Source organism: Bdellovibrio sp. HCB-110 (assembly GCF_047323225.1).
Taxonomy (GTDB): domain Bacteria; phylum Bdellovibrionota; class Bdellovibrionia; order Bdellovibrionales; family Bdellovibrionaceae; genus Bdellovibrio.
The window spans coordinates 3,199,886-3,216,001 of the sequence record NZ_CP178750.1 but is presented as its reverse complement, the minus strand read 5'-3'; the positions used below and the strand labels follow the sequence as shown (position 1 = coordinate 3,216,001).

15 protein-coding genes are annotated in these 16,116 nt (G+C 44.2%); 7 read left to right on the top strand and 8 right to left on the bottom strand.

The features are described 5' to 3' along the window. Nucleotide 1: 1 nt before the first annotated feature. Nucleotides 2–1,048 (top strand): hypothetical protein, encoded by a 1,047-nt coding sequence (locus tag ACL934_RS15305; RefSeq protein WP_374074870.1) that lies wholly within the window; start codon nt 2–4, stop codon nt 1,046–1,048. A 355-nt stretch (nt 1,049–1,403) separates the two neighbouring features. Continuing rightward, on the top strand, nt 1,404–2,447 hold the full coding sequence (locus ACL934_RS15300) for an HNH endonuclease (protein WP_374074868.1): 1,044 nt from the start codon (nt 1,404–1,406) through the stop codon (nt 2,445–2,447). Nucleotides 2,448–2,513: 66 nt separating this feature from the next. On the opposite strand, the gene ACL934_RS15295 is transcribed toward ACL934_RS15300, so the two are convergent. Continuing rightward, a complete protein-coding gene (locus tag ACL934_RS15295; RefSeq protein WP_374074866.1) occupies nt 2,514–3,533 on the bottom strand; it encodes a hypothetical protein in 1,020 nt (339 codons plus the stop codon). Between the two features lie 121 nt (nt 3,534–3,654). Further along, nucleotides 3,655–4,311, bottom strand: coding sequence for a TetR/AcrR family transcriptional regulator (locus ACL934_RS15290; RefSeq protein WP_374074865.1), 657 nt, complete (start codon nt 4,309–4,311; stop codon nt 3,655–3,657). A 155-nt stretch (nt 4,312–4,466) separates the two neighbouring features. Here ACL934_RS15290 and ACL934_RS15285 point away from each other — a divergent pair, with 155 nt between their 5' ends. Genes ACL934_RS15285 through ACL934_RS15265 form a run of 5 tightly spaced genes read left to right on the top strand, consistent with a single transcriptional unit; the run spans nt 4,467 to nt 11,040 of the window. After that, nucleotides 4,467–5,915, top strand: a complete 1,449-nt coding sequence (locus ACL934_RS15285) for a TolC family protein (protein ID WP_374074863.1) — start codon at nt 4,467–4,469, stop codon at nt 5,913–5,915. Between the two features lie 2 nt (nt 5,916–5,917). Beyond that, complete coding sequence (locus tag ACL934_RS15280) at nt 5,918–9,139, top strand: efflux RND transporter permease subunit (RefSeq protein WP_374074861.1); 3,222 nt, start codon at nt 5,918–5,920, stop codon at nt 9,137–9,139. Between the two features lie 16 nt (nt 9,140–9,155). Beyond that, nucleotides 9,156–9,665 carry a MarR family winged helix-turn-helix transcriptional regulator gene (locus tag ACL934_RS15275; RefSeq protein WP_374074859.1) on the top strand — a complete coding sequence of 170 codons (510 nt, stop codon included), beginning with the start codon at nt 9,156–9,158 and terminating at the stop codon, nt 9,663–9,665. Between the two features lie 45 nt (nt 9,666–9,710). Beyond that, complete coding sequence (locus ACL934_RS15270) at nt 9,711–10,553, top strand: metallophosphoesterase family protein (protein ID WP_374074857.1); 843 nt, start codon at nt 9,711–9,713, stop codon at nt 10,551–10,553. Continuing rightward, nucleotides 10,507–11,040 (top strand): hypothetical protein, encoded by a 534-nt coding sequence (locus ACL934_RS15265; RefSeq protein ID WP_374074855.1) that lies wholly within the window; start codon nt 10,507–10,509, stop codon nt 11,038–11,040. The genes ACL934_RS15270 and ACL934_RS15265 overlap by 47 nt, the downstream gene beginning before the upstream one ends. Here the strand turns inward: ACL934_RS15265 and ACL934_RS15260 are convergent. From ACL934_RS15260 to ACL934_RS15235, 6 genes are all read right to left on the bottom strand, one after another. Next, nucleotides 11,031–11,876 (bottom strand): PPK2 family polyphosphate kinase, encoded by an 846-nt coding sequence (locus ACL934_RS15260; RefSeq protein ID WP_374074854.1) that lies wholly within the window; start codon nt 11,874–11,876, stop codon nt 11,031–11,033. The two genes, ACL934_RS15265 and ACL934_RS15260, sit on opposite strands and share 10 nt — an antisense overlap. A gap of 45 nt (nt 11,877–11,921) precedes the next feature. Beyond that, a complete protein-coding gene (locus ACL934_RS15255; protein WP_374074852.1) occupies nt 11,922–12,581 on the bottom strand; it encodes a hypothetical protein in 660 nt (219 codons plus the stop codon). A gap of 139 nt (nt 12,582–12,720) precedes the next feature. Continuing rightward, nucleotides 12,721–13,215 carry a hypothetical protein gene (locus ACL934_RS15250; protein ID WP_374074850.1) on the bottom strand — a complete coding sequence of 165 codons (495 nt, stop codon included), beginning with the start codon at nt 13,213–13,215 and terminating at the stop codon, nt 12,721–12,723. A gap of 89 nt (nt 13,216–13,304) precedes the next feature. Further along, the gene (locus tag ACL934_RS15245; RefSeq protein WP_374074848.1) at nt 13,305–14,459 is read right to left on the bottom strand and encodes an aminotransferase class V-fold PLP-dependent enzyme; all 1,155 of its coding nucleotides are present in this window, start codon (nt 14,457–14,459) and stop codon (nt 13,305–13,307) included. Between the two features lie 109 nt (nt 14,460–14,568). Further along, the gene (locus tag ACL934_RS15240; protein ID WP_374074847.1) at nt 14,569–15,135 is read right to left on the bottom strand and encodes a hypothetical protein; all 567 of its coding nucleotides are present in this window, start codon (nt 15,133–15,135) and stop codon (nt 14,569–14,571) included. Between the two features lie 191 nt (nt 15,136–15,326). Next, a complete protein-coding gene (locus tag ACL934_RS15235) occupies nt 15,327–16,097 on the bottom strand; it encodes a hypothetical protein (RefSeq protein WP_374074845.1) in 771 nt (256 codons plus the stop codon). Nucleotides 16,098–16,116: the final 19 nt, after the last annotated feature.

Here is a 16,116-nt window from a genome sequence, read left to right as displayed (position 1 = left end):
TATGAATAAGTTTGTCGCACTTACACTTTCAGTCGTCATGTTTTCCAGCGTTTCCAATGCCTGGATTGTTCAAGGTGAGAAATGGGAGCAACCAAGACCACCTGGATATGTAACTGTTGAGGAGTGTTCCGCAAATCTATATCAGAAATTAAGCACGTACGAGTCTGCAACTGATGCAGCTTGTTCGCATGGTAGAACGGATCGCGAATTTCAAAAATGTACAATCGAGTTAACTAAAAAAAAGTTTAGAGATGTTGAGGTCGCTGGTTTTTTCTGTGCAAAAAATGAGGCTCGTAGCCAGGTTCATCAGTGTACGCTGTCTTTAACTAACTATTTTTTTGATGTCGCCAGAGATCCAAATTTTGACTACCGTTCGTATGCATTGAGTCTTTGTCAAAGCAGCCTAAATCCTTCGTATGCTGGATGCGTTATTGATCTTTACTCGCGTGGTGGGCAAGAGATTAACAATGCAAGTCTCCAGACCGATGCAAATCGTTTATGTCGTAACGCCACTAATGAAGAATTAAATAGCTGTATTATCAAAGCCTATAATAACGAGGGTAAATCTGGTTCCCAAGCTGCTCGTATCTGCTTGGAACAACACGATCCAGTAGCCAAAGCCCGTCGTGAAGCAGAACTTCGTCGCATCGAAGAAGAAAAACGCAGACGCGCAGAAGCGGAACGTCGTGCGGCTGAGCAACGTGCTGCCGAACAGCGTGCAGCAGCTCAAAGAGTGGCAGAGCAAAGAGCTGCGGAACAACGTACAGCTGAACAGCGTGCAGCGGAGCAACGTCGTATTGAAGAACAACGTCGCCAAGAAGATCAACGCCGTCAAGGTGACCAACGTACTCAAGAACAAAAACGTCAAGAAGAGTTACGTCGTCAGCAAGAAGAGCAAAGAAGAAAAGATGAAGAAGCTCGTAAGAAAAAAGAGGAAGAAGAAAAGAAAAAGCAACAAGAGCAGCAACAACAACCATCCAATCCACCAGCTCCAAGCAACGGTGGCACGGGTGGCGGAGTGATCGTCGACCTTCCTAACTTCGAATAAGAATAAAATGGCCACTTAATGATTTCGATTGCCCACATCTTTTTAACGAGGTGTGGGCTTTGTTTTTCTGCGGTCTGAGAGTCCTTTACCGTTAGCGCCGATGGCAGGGGTGCGCAACATTTGTAATTCAATTTTTATTGACACATATTCTTGTATTTTTTCAAGAAGTCTTCCTTCAAAAGACTATTGTCCAACTGAGCCTTTCTAAGGCACGTAATGCCCTTCTCCAAAGCCTCTGTTGTGGAGACGAAGGGGTGACCGTTATTCAGAAAAATGATCGCCTCTAATTGAAAATTAGAATGAAAAATATCGGCTTTAAAAGTCGTGATAGAACTCATCTTGCGGGAGGAAGACTATGAATCAAGGAACTCAAAACTTGAGAAAGTTATCAGATCACGATCTTTTGCAACAAACTGAAATGCTTGTGCAGAAAGAAAGAGCAACGACCTTGGAAGTATTGCAAGGTTTGCGCGAAATAGAAATTCGTCGTTTATTTGTGGATCTGGGATTTTCATCCATGTATGAAATGTGCATTAAACACTATAAATATTCCGAAGGCCAGGCACAGCGAAGATTGTCGGCGGCGAGACTCTTAAAAGAACTTCCTGAGATTGAAGGAAAAATTCAGTCAGGAAGTTTAAACATCACAACTCTGGCTAAAGTTCAAAGTTTTGTACGGGCAGAAAAGCAGGCTCACCACCCTCTTTCCAAAACGGACAAGTTGCAGTTGTTAGAAAACCTGCAAGATAAATCCACTCGAGAAGCAGAGAAAGAGTTGGTAAGACAATCCCATCAGCCGGAGCTTTTGCTGGGGAAATTTAATTTGAGTGAGAAGGCATTAAACGGGAATGTCTTCCGAGATTCCGAGCCTGTCGAGCAGTTTGTGAAATTCGAAACTTTACTCAATCAAGAAAATCAAAAATTACTCCAAGAGTTTAAAGAGCTTTTTGCGCATGAACTGCCTGATGGAAGTGCCTTGTCTGTTTTGCTGTTTCTTTTAAAGAAGGCTGTCAAAGATAAGAAAAAGAAGCTAGGCCTCGACGAAGTTGCCAATAAAAAATCTGATGCTGATGAACCCACATTCGACAAGCCGGAATCAAATTCTAAAATCAATCAGAATGCTGCACAGTTGCCATCATCGATAAAGGTGACTTCTTTAAGATCGGCAATTCCGATTCATTCTAAAGGAATTCTATGGAAAAGGGCTCAAGGGTGTTGTGAGTATACCGATCCGAAATCCCAAAGGCGTTGTAATTCGAGATTCGCATTGCAAACCGATCATGTGAAGCCCGTTGCCTTAGGCGGAGACAACTCCATCGAGAACTTGGTCCTGCTCTGCCGTGCTCATAATTCGCGAAGGTCTATTAAAACTTTTGGTATTAACAGTGTTCCCGTTTAGAACTGGCCAGCTTGTCTGTGCGTTTTAATGCATACTAGTTTTTATAGGGACTGCACCTTACAAACTTTATTTAATACCCTCAACGCTTTTCCCGCGAACTCGCAAGTTGGAGTCTTTGAATTCCTGTTTGCGTTTTTCTCGCGAGCCCAAATGATTGTTTACGAACTCCTCGCACTGACCGGCAAGAGCATCGCCAGAGCTCTTTCGACAACAGCGAATCGCCAGATCAGGAATTTTAGTGAGCTTCATTTTGGGGTCTTGAGCCATGGAAATCGAGTAGTCGGAAGCCGCCGTTCCTTTTCCCAAGCGAGTCACTTGAGAGCCGTTGATCCAGATGTCGGGCCCATCCCCTTTATTGCACGCAAGTTCAACGGACATATCCGGAGCCATCACCAGGACTTCGCTCAGCTCTTGAATAGAAGTGATAGTGGGGCTATTCATAAATTGTTTCATACAAGCTTTGGTGGCATCTTGATTTTTATTTAGATAGTAGTTTTCTGTACAACGACGCAGTGGAGATTCATCAGAGGCTGTGCGAGCGAGCCACAAACTCGCCGCCATGGAAACTTCCATGCATCCAGAACTCACCAAGGCGTTGCAAGTCAACGACGCGTGAGCAGAGGGAAATATCAATGAGAAGAGCCAAGCGCCACGACTTTCTTTTTTTAGAACCTTGCTCTGAATCACTCGGCGCAGATAATTCATTCTGTCTTCGATGCGCGGATACTTATCCATCTCAAGCTTATAGTCACCTAAAGCGAATTCGCCTTTCCAGTAATCCACGACTTGCAGTTCCAGCGTTGTACCATTGGAAAACTTCATATTGATATTAGTTTTGTCTCCCGAAACGCTAGGGATTTCGACCCAGAGTTTTTTACTGATCAATTCTTCAAGATAGGCGATTTCCTGCGCTGAAAGGTGAGACTTGTATTTCGCAAGAGCCTCTTCGGGAGTTTTTATTCCCCCAAGGCTTTGCGCCAAGTCCGCGACGATTTTTTCTTCGATCTGTTTCCTAGGAGATGAAGCCTGAGAGGCGATAGCGAAAAATAGACTTAAAAAAACAGCAATCCATTTCCAGTAATTCATGTGGATTTACCTCGATATTCGTCTATTCGTATCGGATTGTTACGTGAAATCTAAAGGGAAGTGCTGTTTCGATTTGAGACAGTTCTAAAGATAAACCCGAAGCGCGAAGCTTCGGGTTGGGTTATTTGGCAGAAGGATCGTAAAGTTTTGCGTAGAGGCGTACAAAGCGCACTGTGCGTTTCACAAGCTCATCCTTTGTTGTCTCATGCAAGATGCACTCAAAGAAGAACATGCCGTCCATATATGTATCTACATCTAGGCAAAGCTCTTCCACATTCGTTCCAGGTTTGAGTTTTCCTTGATCGGCAAGGGCTTGCACGCGTGCAAGCAAGCGGGGATCAAGCTGCATTGGGATTGTCTCAGTCACGCGTTTCTTAAACTTCTTATTCACCAGAGCTTGAGAGAAAATAATTTTCGCGAAATCCTCATGCGTGCATCCTTCTTGGATACGGTCAGAAACATACGCTTCCAATTCATCAGCGAGATTGTCGTGCAAAGAGTAGGGAAGTTCGCGCGCATTCATCTCTTCGATAAACTTCTCGATGATCGCAACCAAAAGACCTTCTTTTCCCTCGAAGTAACGAGCGATCAAGGACTCATTGACGTCCGCTTTTTTAGCAATCATACGAGTGGTCGCGCCATCAAAGCCCAGCTTTGAGAACATCTCCAAGCCCGCATGGAGAAGGCGGTCTTCAGAAGCTGAACGGTCCCTTTTTTTGCCCTTAACATGAGCTGGACTTCCGTCTTGTAGCGTTTTTGTTTGAGATGTTTCCGTCATGAAAACCTCCTGAGAATTAAACTAAATACCTAAAAGTACTTAACTTTATATAATGTATCATAAGCGTTTGTCCAGATCAAGAAAGTAATTGATTGCATACTTAAGAACCTTATTGTAGGTTAAGTATGTAAGCGATTACTTAACGGAGAGCATACATGAAGAAATCCGACGTTCTAAAATTCTCTAGTCTGACGCTGATTTTCGCGGCCCTTCTCTCGGGAAATTCAGCCTCCGCCCTCTCATTAAATGAGTATCTGGGCCAAGTTAAACAAGAAAGCTTGGGGTATAAAGCAAGCGATGAGCAAGCCGAAGCTTCAGCTTTGAAGTCTCGTGAAGCTGATCTTGTTTTTACTCCGCGGCTGTTTGCAAATGCACGATTTGGACACGATGGAAAAGAGCAGTTTGCTTCTGCCATCACTTATGATCGTCTCAAAATGCAAAACTATTCATTGGGAGTTTCTCAAGACTTCAGCTTTGGTCTGCAGACCAAATTGTCTTATGCCTTAGATAAAACGGAGGTGGAGGGAGCGACTCTTCCTGCGGGAATGGGAAATAGTTTTTGGACAGCGACTCCAACATTAGAATTAACAATGCCTTTGTGGGCGAATGGTTTTGGTCGTTCGGCTCGTGCGAATGAAGAACTCACTCGTCAGCAGAATATGGCGGAACAATACGGAGCTCAAGCGCAGAACCAAGGTTACCTTGTTGAAGCCGAGGCCGCTTACTGGGGATTGGCTTCTACTCAAGAGGTTGTGCAAGTACAAACTCGCGCTTTGAAACAAGCGCAAAGCATTTTGGATTACGTCAGTCGTAAAGCAAAAATGAACTTGGGTGAAAACGCGGATGTGTTGCAAGCCAAAGCTCTTGTCGAAGCGACAACCTTCCAATTGCAGTTAGCGCAAAATCAAGAAAAAGCAGCTCGTCGCAATTTCAACACTTATATTAATAAGTCAGCGGAAGAAGCGGCTCCGGCTCTGGACTCTATCAACTATGGAAACTTAGAAAAGGTGGCAGTGCCAACAGCAAAACCGGGCGATCGCTATGATGTGAAGGCCGCGGAAGCGCAAGCTCGTTTGGCGAAGTCATCTTCTCGTTTAGTCGCTGAAAGAAACAAACCTGAACTGGATCTTTATGGGAGTTACGCTCTGAATGGTCGTGACGAAGAGCTCAATGAAGCTATGAAAAACGCGGGCAAAACAGAGCGCGACACAGCTTTTGTTGGTGTTCGCTTGAATATCCCTCTTAATTTCTCGGCGACATCGGATGCAAAAGCTGGCGCTTTGAAAGCTGAAAGAGCCGCAGACCTTTCTTATCAATACAAACAATTCACTCAAGAGCAAGATTGGACAAATCTGACTCAACAATTGAGTGAAGCAAAAGAAAACCTTCGTTTGGCAACGAACATCGTGAATGCGCAAAAAGCCAAACTTGAAAACGAGAGAACACGCTTGCGCCAAGGAAGAACGACGACGTATCAAGTTCTTCTCTTTGAACAAGACTTCTCTCAATCTGAAGTAAGCCGCGTGCAAGCCGCTTCTCAGATCCTTGGACTTCAAGCACAAATTAAACTTTATCAAGCTTCTTCTACTGAAGGAGGTAACTAATCATGAGCTTACCTAAGATATCCATTAGCAGACCTATTTTTATTACGTGCGTGACGATCGCCCTTGTGGTGGTGGGTTGGGCCTCCTTCAAATCCATGAGCGTGGATTTGTTCCCGGATGTCAGTATCCCTGTCGTGACAGTACAAACGACATATCAAGGTGCCGGTCCTTCCGAGATCGAAACTTTGGTCAGCCGTCCGATTGAGGAAGAAGTTAGTACCATCTCTGGTATCAAACGTTTGACTTCAAAAAGTTTGGAAGGTGTTTCACAAGTTATCGTTGAATTTAACAGCAGCGTTGATGTGAAATACGCCGAACAACAAGTGCGCGACAAAGTAAATATCGCGAAACCAAAACTTCCTGAAGAGGTGGACGATCCAGTTATTAAAAAGTTCGACCCTTCAGATACTCCCATCATCATGGTGTCTTTGACAGCCAATGGTTTGGGAGACGCGCAACTATTTGATATCGCCGACCAGTTCATCAAACCTCGTTTGGAACAAGTGAACAACGTTGGTGCCATTGAGATCTTCGGGGGCCGTGAAAGAGAAATTCACGTCATTTTGGATCGTAACAAATTGAAAGCTCGTGAAATTTCCGTAGGCCAAGTAGCGGCGCAAGTAGGTGCTTCGGGTGAGAACATTCCGAGTGGTAAGGTGGAACAAGGTGGTAAAGAACTTGTGTTTCGTGGATTAGGTGAATTTAAAACCGTTCCGGAGGTTGCCGACACTCTTGTCAACCTTTATGGGAATGAGGTTCCAACACGTGTTGCAGATCTCGGAACGGTTGTAGATACATTGGAGGATGAAAAATCCCGCGCTTTCGTAAACGGGAACAAAGCCCTCTTCTTGCAGGTGTACCGTCAATCCGGTTCTAACACTGTCAGAGTGGCTGATGACATCATTAAGCAACTTGATAAATTGAAGCCTGAACTTGCAAAAATGGAAGGCGCTCCTCAAGTTCAACTTGTTACGAATGCGTCTACAAAAATTAAAAACAACATCTATGACGTGAATGAAACGATCATCATCGGTATCATTCTTACGATTATTACTGTGTTCTTCTTCCTCGGAAGTGCGCGTTCGACGTTTATCACGGCTCTTTCATTGCCGATTTCATTGATCGGTGCCTTCATGATTATGAAGGTCGCAGGCTTCTCGATTAACATCGTGTCTATGCTCGCATTGACATTGGCTGTGGGTCTTTTGATCGACGATGCCATTGTGGTTATCGAAAATATCTACCGTCGCATGGAGTTGGGAGAAGACTCACTCACAGCCGCTGAAAAAGGAACGACAGAAATCCAATTGGCAGTTATGGCCATTACCCTGGTCGTGATCGCCGTGTTCGTACCAGTGGGTACGATGTCGGGAACCATCGGTCAGTTCTTAAAACAGTTCGGTATGACCGTCGTGTTCTCGATGATGATCAGCTGGTTTGTGGCTATGACCATCATTCCAATGTTGACGGCTTATTTCGGAGGAGAGGGTCATGGCGGACATAAAGTGCCGACAACCCCTGGATTGTACGATAAAACTTTAGGCCGTCTTGTAAAAGGTTTCGACCGTGTACAAGCTTGGCTTGAAAGAGTTTATGAAAAACTTCTTCGCATCACTCTTCGCCATCCTTTAATGACGATTGGTGCGACTTTCATGGTGTTCGTACTCAGTATTTATACCGTGACAAAAGTTCCAGGTGCGTTCATCACGGACGACGATGCTGGTGAGTTCACAGTGACTCTTGAAATGCAACCAGGCACCAGCTTGGATGGTATGAATAAAGTTGGCGATGAAGTGGATAAAATCATCCGCGCAAATCCGGAAGTGGATTACACCGCGATGATTATTGGTAGTCTTTACGGTGAATCCAACAAGTCGTCTTTCTACGTGCGTATGAAAAATGGCAAGGAACGTAACGGATACACAACAGAAGGTTTCCGCGATAAGGTTCGTCAACAATTGACAGGTTTCGTAGAAACAGCAAATCCAGTTGTTAAGGAATACGATGCAACAGGTGGTATGGGGGGACAACCATTCACTTTGAACATCATCTCTGCCGATCCTCAAGCGTTGGAAGAAGCAGGGACAAAGCTTTTAGCAAAACTTAAAGCGGACCCTCGTTTGACAGACGTCGATACGAATTTCCGTCCCGGTAAACCCGAGATGCAAGTTCACTTAAAACCGGGTGCCGCAAAACAATACGGTATCAACACGAAAACAATGGGTGGAGAGCTTCGTGCACAAGTAGAAGGCTTAACTCCCGCAAAATTTCGTGAAAAAGGCCGTGAGTATGAAGTGCGCGTGCGCTTGATGCCAGAACAACGAGACCTTAAGCAAAGCTTTAACCAAGTTTATGTTCCTAACGTGAATGGAAAGCTGGTGCGCTTGTCTGACGTTGCTTCCGGAGATTTAGCTTCTGGTCCGGCTTCGATTGAGCGTCAAGACCGTGGTCGTTATATCCAGATTACAGCGGGCGTTGCTCCAGGTGCGGGCTTGAGTGAAGTGGTGAATGATGCAATTAAAATGATGACCACAGGCGAGACGGCCTTCCCTTCAAGTGTTCGTTTCTCTTGGGGTGGTGACGCGGAAAACATGCAAGAGTTGGCAACGTCAACAGTACTTGCTCTAGGCTTTGCGATCATGTTCATCTACTTGATCCTTTCAAGTCTGTATGAATCTTTCATCACGCCAATCACGATCATGGTGGCTTTGCCACTGGCTCTGTGTGGTGCTTTCCTTGGTTTGTTCTTGATGAGCGAAACAATGACAATCTTTGCGATCTTCGGTTTCTTCATGCTCATTGGGGTTGCGGGGAAAAACGGTATCTTGCTTGTCGACTACACAAGACAAATGATGGCCGCTGGTAAAGAGCGTGGCGAAGCTTTGGTGGAAGCGGGTAAGACACGTCTTCGTCCGATCTTGATGACTTCTTTCGCGTTGATCGCGGGTACTTTGCCGGTCGCGATCGGTCTGAATGAAGCTTCAAAATCTCGTACGGCGATGGGTGTGGCGATCATCGGTGGTATGATTTCTTCAACCATCCTGACATTGATCGTCGTTCCAGCCGTGTTCACATATGTGGATCGCTTTAGAGTCTGGGCTAATAATATTGGCGGCAGATTGACATCGAATAAAAAAGAAAAACAAGACAGACACGTTGAAGTGAAAGTCACAGGTCCTGAAGGTTCAGTTTCTGAATCCACTGACCTGGTATCAGAAAGCTAATTTGACTGGAGGTTTTATGGCAAAATTATTTATTCAGAACTTACCTTCGAAGGAAGAATTTAAAGCCGCAGCGACAAGAATCGATGAGCAAGTCGACACCAGTGCCTTGTACTCCAACCTTCTTTTCCTGAAGATCGCGACAGAACTGGAGAATCATATGGACAGCTTGCTTGCTCCGTATAATCTTTCCAGTGGTCGTTTCACCCTTCTTTACCTTTTAAGCGATTCTTCCGAGGGATTGATGCCCTCGGAGTTGTCACAAAAAGTGGGTGTAACCCAAGCGACAATTTCGGGATTGATCAATGGTTTGGAAAAAGCGGAATTGATCAAACGTGAACTTCATCAGAAAGACGGGCGTTCTTTTGTGATTAAAATTGCCGACAAAGGCGAGGCTTTGATCAAAGAGATCTTTCCTTTGTGGGCTCCGAAAGTAGCCGCTTTTTGGAATCAAATTTCATCAGATGAAAAAACAGGAATGAACAGCATATTGGAGAAAATGGTGAAGAATACATCTATGCTTAATTAGCATCCTTATATTCTCATCTTCCAATTGTGCAGATTGGAAAGAGGTATGAAACGGTTTTTAACAGTTGTTGTAGCAGGATTTTTGTTAAGTTGTGCTCCTCTTAAGAACTCTCCGTTTTCAGAAGAGACGGAGAGTTCAGCCTCCAACTTGAATCAGCAAAATTTAGGACTCTTAAAAAGCAGTCCGTTTTTTACTGAGCCCCCCCAAGAAATTGTTCTCGGTGTCTTTGCAGATAGCCATCAAAATTATGCCGCGCTTGAAGATTGGGTGAGAGATGCCAACACCATGAGTTTCGACTTTGCGGTGAGCCTTGGCGATTTCACCAATCAAGGTCTAAATTTTGAATATGATGTCTATCTGAATCTAACAGCGCCACTGAAAACACCTTTGATCACCGTGATTGGAAATCACGATTCGGTGGCGAAGGGGAAGCTTTTATATAAAAGACTTTTTGGCCCCTACAATTTCCACTTTGATCATAAGGGCTATCGCTTTGTTATTTTTAATAACAATCGTTTGGACTTTATCGATGAGGGGATTGATTGGGACTGGCTTGCGAAGGAAGTTCGTTTAAGTCCTTTGCCTGTTGTTCTTCTGATGCATGTGGACCCCGACAATAACGAGTACTTCACGGAAAAAGACAAAGATCTTTTTTGGGATACCGTTCGGGATTCGTCTGTGCGTTTGATCATGAACGGGCACAAACATATTTATCATACGGAAACTAAGGAAGGCATTCTACGCCACCAAGTCGAGCGTTTGGAGCGAGGCCGCTGGTCGCGTATTACTCTCAGGGAAGACAACATTCTCGTGGAGCAATGTCTCCGGAAAGATTGTCGTTATGGGATTCAGCAAGATTATCATCCTGATATTCAGCCTTTGGAGTGAGTTGGCTGTTGCTCAATGGGGTGTCGCTTTAGGTACGGGATCGTACATGGGCGATCGGCATTACGGAGTAGCCTACACATCAGAGTCTGGAAATCACAATACAGTATTCGCCTATGGCACCACTCCCGGAATCATAGGCAGCGAAGTGCAGCAGTTGAACCTGAAATACATCTATTCGCCTTTTCATTCTTCATACAAAGAAGTGAAGACGAATTGGGTGGGAATCGGAGTTTTGGTCAGCCGTTGTCTTTGTGATGAAACGTTTATTAAAAATTCGGGAGTCTATCCTGAAGACAACTACTATGACGAAACGGCCTATCGTTTCGGTTTGGTCCTTGCGACAACAGTACAGTGGAAAAACTGGGAAGCCTACTGGGACTGGACATTGTTAGATCAAATCGCTATTGCCGTATACAACAATGACCGCTACGCCCATCGGACTGAATCCTATTGGGCGAGTGGACTTGGAATGCGCTATTACTTTTGAAGCATGCGAGTGGCTTCGCGTTGCACTTTCTTAAGAACTTTCGGGTCCATTCTTTGGGGGTGAGGTTTGAGCTTCGCAAGCCTTTCCACAAGAATGGAAGAAATTAGAAAGTCACGAAGTCGCTTGTCATCTGCGGGGATAATATTCCATGGCGCATGATCGTCATGAGTTTCTCGAAGGGCAATATCATAGGCTTCAAGATAGCGATCCCAATGAGCGCGCTCCTCAAGATCGCTCATTGAAAACTTCCAATGTTTCTTGGGATTGTTCAAGCGTTCGGTGATTCTTTGAGCTTGCTCTTTCGGGCTGATGTGAAGGAAGAATTTAAAAATGATCACGCCTTCCGTGGACAACATTTTTTCAAAGCTCACGATATCGTCAAGGCGTTGTTTTAGCTGCTTTTCAGGCAAGCGGTGATGCACATAAGGCACGACAAAATCTTCATAGTGACTGCGATTGAAAATTGTAAACTCACCCTTGCCTGGACTTTCTTTGTGAATTCGCCAAAGATAGTCGTGGGCGAGTTCCAGTTCTGTGGGCTGTTTAAAAGAAACGACTCGCAAACCCTGCGGGTTCGTATTTTTAAAGACATGTTTAACAGTGCCGTCTTTACCAGAGGTGTCCAGACCTTGCAGAATAATAAGTATCTTGTGCTTAGACTCCGCAAAGATCAGCTCTTGAAGGTCCGAAAGTTTTTCGTTTAAAGCGAGAAGCTCTTCCTCAAAAGTTCCTTTGTCGATCGAACAGACTTTGTCTGCGTGGGTAGGACACTGTTTGAGTTTTTTCTTTTTGGGGAAGAACAGACTCTCTTTAATTTTTTTGGATTTCTTTTCCATATCCATCAATTGTAACTGAGCAGAGGGAATATGAAAAATGTTTAATCACAAGGAGAGGTTGTCGTCTCTGTACTTTGAAGGCTTGCCCCCAAAAAGGTACTTGAAGTTTAAAAGTGCAGTGGCAATGGTGCCAGTATTCTTTTCTGAAGCAGAGCCTGAAGTTACGTTGAGTTCCGTAGTCACGGCTCTTCCAATGTATTCAATTACAAAGTGGTCGCCAATGAACCAACCTATACCGAAGTGAGCACCGAAACCATTTTTTAGTTCTATAGAGTCCATAGGTGTTGCTGCCGTAAATTTTGACATGCCATATGTTAAAGCTAATGGAATATAAAAAGACTCCCATCTATATGCAACGCCGATATAAAGGAAGTCAGTTTGATACTTGGAAATATTTGATGAGGTCGAAATCGGAAAGCCATTAATAGTTCCGGATTTTAGTTTTCGTTCAGTACCGAATTGGAGGCCGCTAATAAAGCCTAAGGAGTTCTCTGGAGTATTCCAAATGTCGATGCCGAACTCAAAGGAACTTTCATACTCAAGTTTGTAGTCAGTTGTATAAGGCGTCCCTGAGTTGGTTCCTTTACCATCCATTTTAACTTGATAGTTTGGACTAAACCCGCCACTGAAACCGAATTGCCATGCAGCGAGAGCCGAAGTTGAACTTCCCAAAATAACAGTAATAAGTGCGATCAGAGTCTTCACAATTCCTCCATGAATTTCTATGAAGCACTATCTGAGTATGATAGTAAACACTGCGCTGTTTTATTTGGACTAAGGTTGGAAAATAAAAGAGTCCGAATTTTCATTCGGACTTAGAAAAAATCAAAGAGTTGTTAAAAAATTAGTATTTGTCTTTGTTAACTTCATAGCAAGAGAAGTAACCATCTGAAGTTACAAGACTAAAGCTGCCGTCACCGTTTTCGGCGAGAACTTCACCTGTAATTCCATCAAAAACAGTTCCGACAGCGTTGTCACCCGGATAAGCACGCACTTCAAGGTATGTTCTGCCTGTCGCTTTAGAAACGTATTTTAAGATGTAAAGATCATTGTAACTTTCTTCGCCACCTTTGCCGAAAAGTTTTTTAAGTTCGGCGAACGTCAAAGTGAGTTTTGGATCTTCATTGTAGGCTTGATAGTATTTATTGATTAAAGAAAGGTGAAAAGCTGAAATCGATGCGGCTTTTTTAACATCGAAAATAATTTCTTCCGTCAGTGGAGCATCGGCTGCGGATTCATTGGGAATCTCAAGAGCGCACAACTCGATATTTGCAGGAGTTGCAGCCAAAGCAAATTTAGAAAGCATAAGAACAGAAATGAAAAGGATGATTTTATTCATGGTAATTACTCCGTGTGTTTGTTTTCGGAGCTAGAACTACCATGTCTCTTTAAAATTTATCCAATAAATGATTTTAAAGTAAATATTCACTATTTGAATAGTACTTCGACAGCCCTGCGAATGTCGCTTTCATCATGATAAAGACCAAACCCAAAACGCAAACGTGTTCCACGAGAATCTGTTTTCAAGTGGTTTTGCGCCAAAGTTTTTACCATTTCCTGGGTCTTGTCCGTCGAGGGCAGCTCAAATGTCAGGAAATGGCCATGAAAAATGCCCTTCTCCTGAATAAGATTCTGACGATTCACCAACGGATGGGATCGCTTATCGAGCTCTGCCAAAAACAGCTCTTGGTTCCTCTCTACAAATGCATGAATTTTTTCTACAGTGAGGCCTTCGGATTTAAACTTTTCTAGCACTGCGATCAGCCGATAAAGAGCGGAAAAGTCCATGGTGCTACCTGCGTATTGAAGAGCGTCTGTCGGGTAGCCCACTTGATTGCCGACAGCAGAGAGGTGAGAAAGTTCTGCAAACCAGCCCGTATGAAAGGGACGGTGGCGAGTGCCAGGGGGAACGTGAAGGAAACACGCTCCTTCGCCACCTTGGGCGTATTTGTAAGAGCCTGCAATATAAAACGCACGCTCTTCGATGGCAGATAGATTGAGAGGAACCGCCATAAAGCTGTGATACCCATCAATGGCAAAAATAGCTTTGGCCGGAGTTTTCTTAACGAGTCTTTCAATGTCACACGCAAGGCCTGAGTTAAAGAAAACGTGACTGACAAAAATCAAATCCCAATCAGATGAAGCCATCTCTTTTTCAAAGCGCTCGTTGAAAGTAGCTATCGGTAAAGTTGGAACTTTCACGACTTCAAAATTCGGCAGCTCTGAAAGGCGATTGATCTGACGGTCGAAACTGTAAAACTCCGAGTCCGTCGTTAATACGCGAACTTTTTTGCTCCAATCCAAAGAGCTTAAAAGACGAAAAACAAACTCGTGCGTGTTCGGAGCAAAAACAATCTGTTCCGGTTTTGAAAGATGCAAAACTTCGCTGATGAGTTTTTGCGCCTGAGGAATTTTCTTAGAAAAAATATGATTCCACTTATCGTCCACGTACTGACAAGAGTCATCCCAATATTGAAGGTGAGCCTCTCTTGAAACATCCGGCCAGTAATGGTGACTGTGGCAAGCGAAGTGCAATTCCTGTGAATGAGCATCTAAAAAACGACGATAAAGATGTTTATACATACAAAAATCATAATCAAATTTCTGGAATAAAAAAAGCGCTCTTCTTTTATTGAAAGAGCGCTTTTGCTAAATACTTTCCGCAAATGTTGTTTGCGAAGATTTCTTTAGATTAGAAGTAGCCTTCGTCGTCGCCGAAGTCGTCATCTTCATCTTCGTCGTCGTCATCATCGCTAGTTTCTTTTTTCTTAAGGATGTCGTCGTCGCCTTCATCCTCTTCGTCTTCTTCGAAAGAACCTTCATCTTCAGATTCTTCTTCGCCTTCGTCTTCCCAGTCGTCAGAAGAAGACTCTTCTTCGATGTCGATCATGCTGTCCATCTCTGCTTCATCGTCGAACTCTGAAGACATTTCGTCGATAGCAGGAGTTGTAGGCTTCAACACTTCTACAGCGCCGGCGCCAACCGCAGCCGCTTTAGCTACTTTTTCTTTTTTAGGAGCCGCTTTTTTAGCAGCAGGCTTCTTCGCCGCTGGTTTTTTTGCAGCTTTTTTGGGAGCTGCTTTTTTAGCTGCGGCTTTTTTCGGAGCAGCTTTCTTCGCTGGTTTCGCAGCTTTTTTAGTAGCCGCTTTCTTAGCAGGTTTTGCTGTCTTCTTAGTTGCTTTCTTTGCTGCAGCTTTTTTAGCAGGTTTAGCTGCTTTTTTAGCTACTTTCTTCGCTGGTTTTGCTTTTTTCTTTGCCATTGATTCGCTCCCTAAAATGCTGCGAAGTCAGCAATGACTTCGGTCAAAAAATGATTGCCCCCTTAGACTAGCGAGAATTAAGGGGGCAGGCAAATCAAAATAGATAGAAATCCCAGGAGGGGATTTCTACGCGATAGCCCCGAAGGGGTTGAGGACAGAAGTCCGAAACAACGAGTTTTTGTCGGTCTTGTTTAGTTGATAATCCCACTCAAGTGGTCATCAATGATTTTGGCCAAGTCGTTAGGCAGGATGAAGGAAAGGAAAAGTCCGCCATTGTTAGCCCCTGCCTTAGGAACGATGGTGAAATATCCCAAAGTTCTTGTCCCAGCTTTATTTTTGATAGGGGCGGTGATGCCCAAATACTCTGGAAAGAATGAGCTTTCCATGAACATTCCGACCGCATTGACGCCGAAATAAAGGTAGATCTTGTTGCTGGAGTTCTGATTAAGCCCCAGGGCTAGTGACGGGAACTCTCCGCTTGGCATCATTGGAAGAGCGCGTCCGCCAGGAAGGGAGTTCGCTGGTGGAAGGCTGACCTTGTCTTTGACGATCAGCTTCAGCGGGATGCTCACTGCAACACGGGCTTTTTGTTGGGAGTCCAGGACGGTTTGGATTTTGACCCCTTTTACATTCGGTACATCTATATAGAGATTGCTGAAAGGTCCCGGAGGAAGGGGAAGATAAAGAAGTAGTGCGTTATTAGGTTTGTCGAGAGCGATCACTTGCTCATTCTCATAGGAAGTTCCGCCAACAATCCCTGACATTTCTAATTTGTCATACGCACTAGGAGGTTTCGGAGTCGGTGTTGTGTCGCCTCCTTGACCCGAGTTATCACTTGAACCTTGATTTGAGTTTCCGGTCGTCGGTGCAAGTGTTTGGAATCCATCTTTATTACAAGCCGCAAGAAGGGTGGTGGTAGCGAGTAGTGCAACCATCAGGCTAGTTGTTTTAAAAGTCTTCATACAAATTCCTCCATGCTTC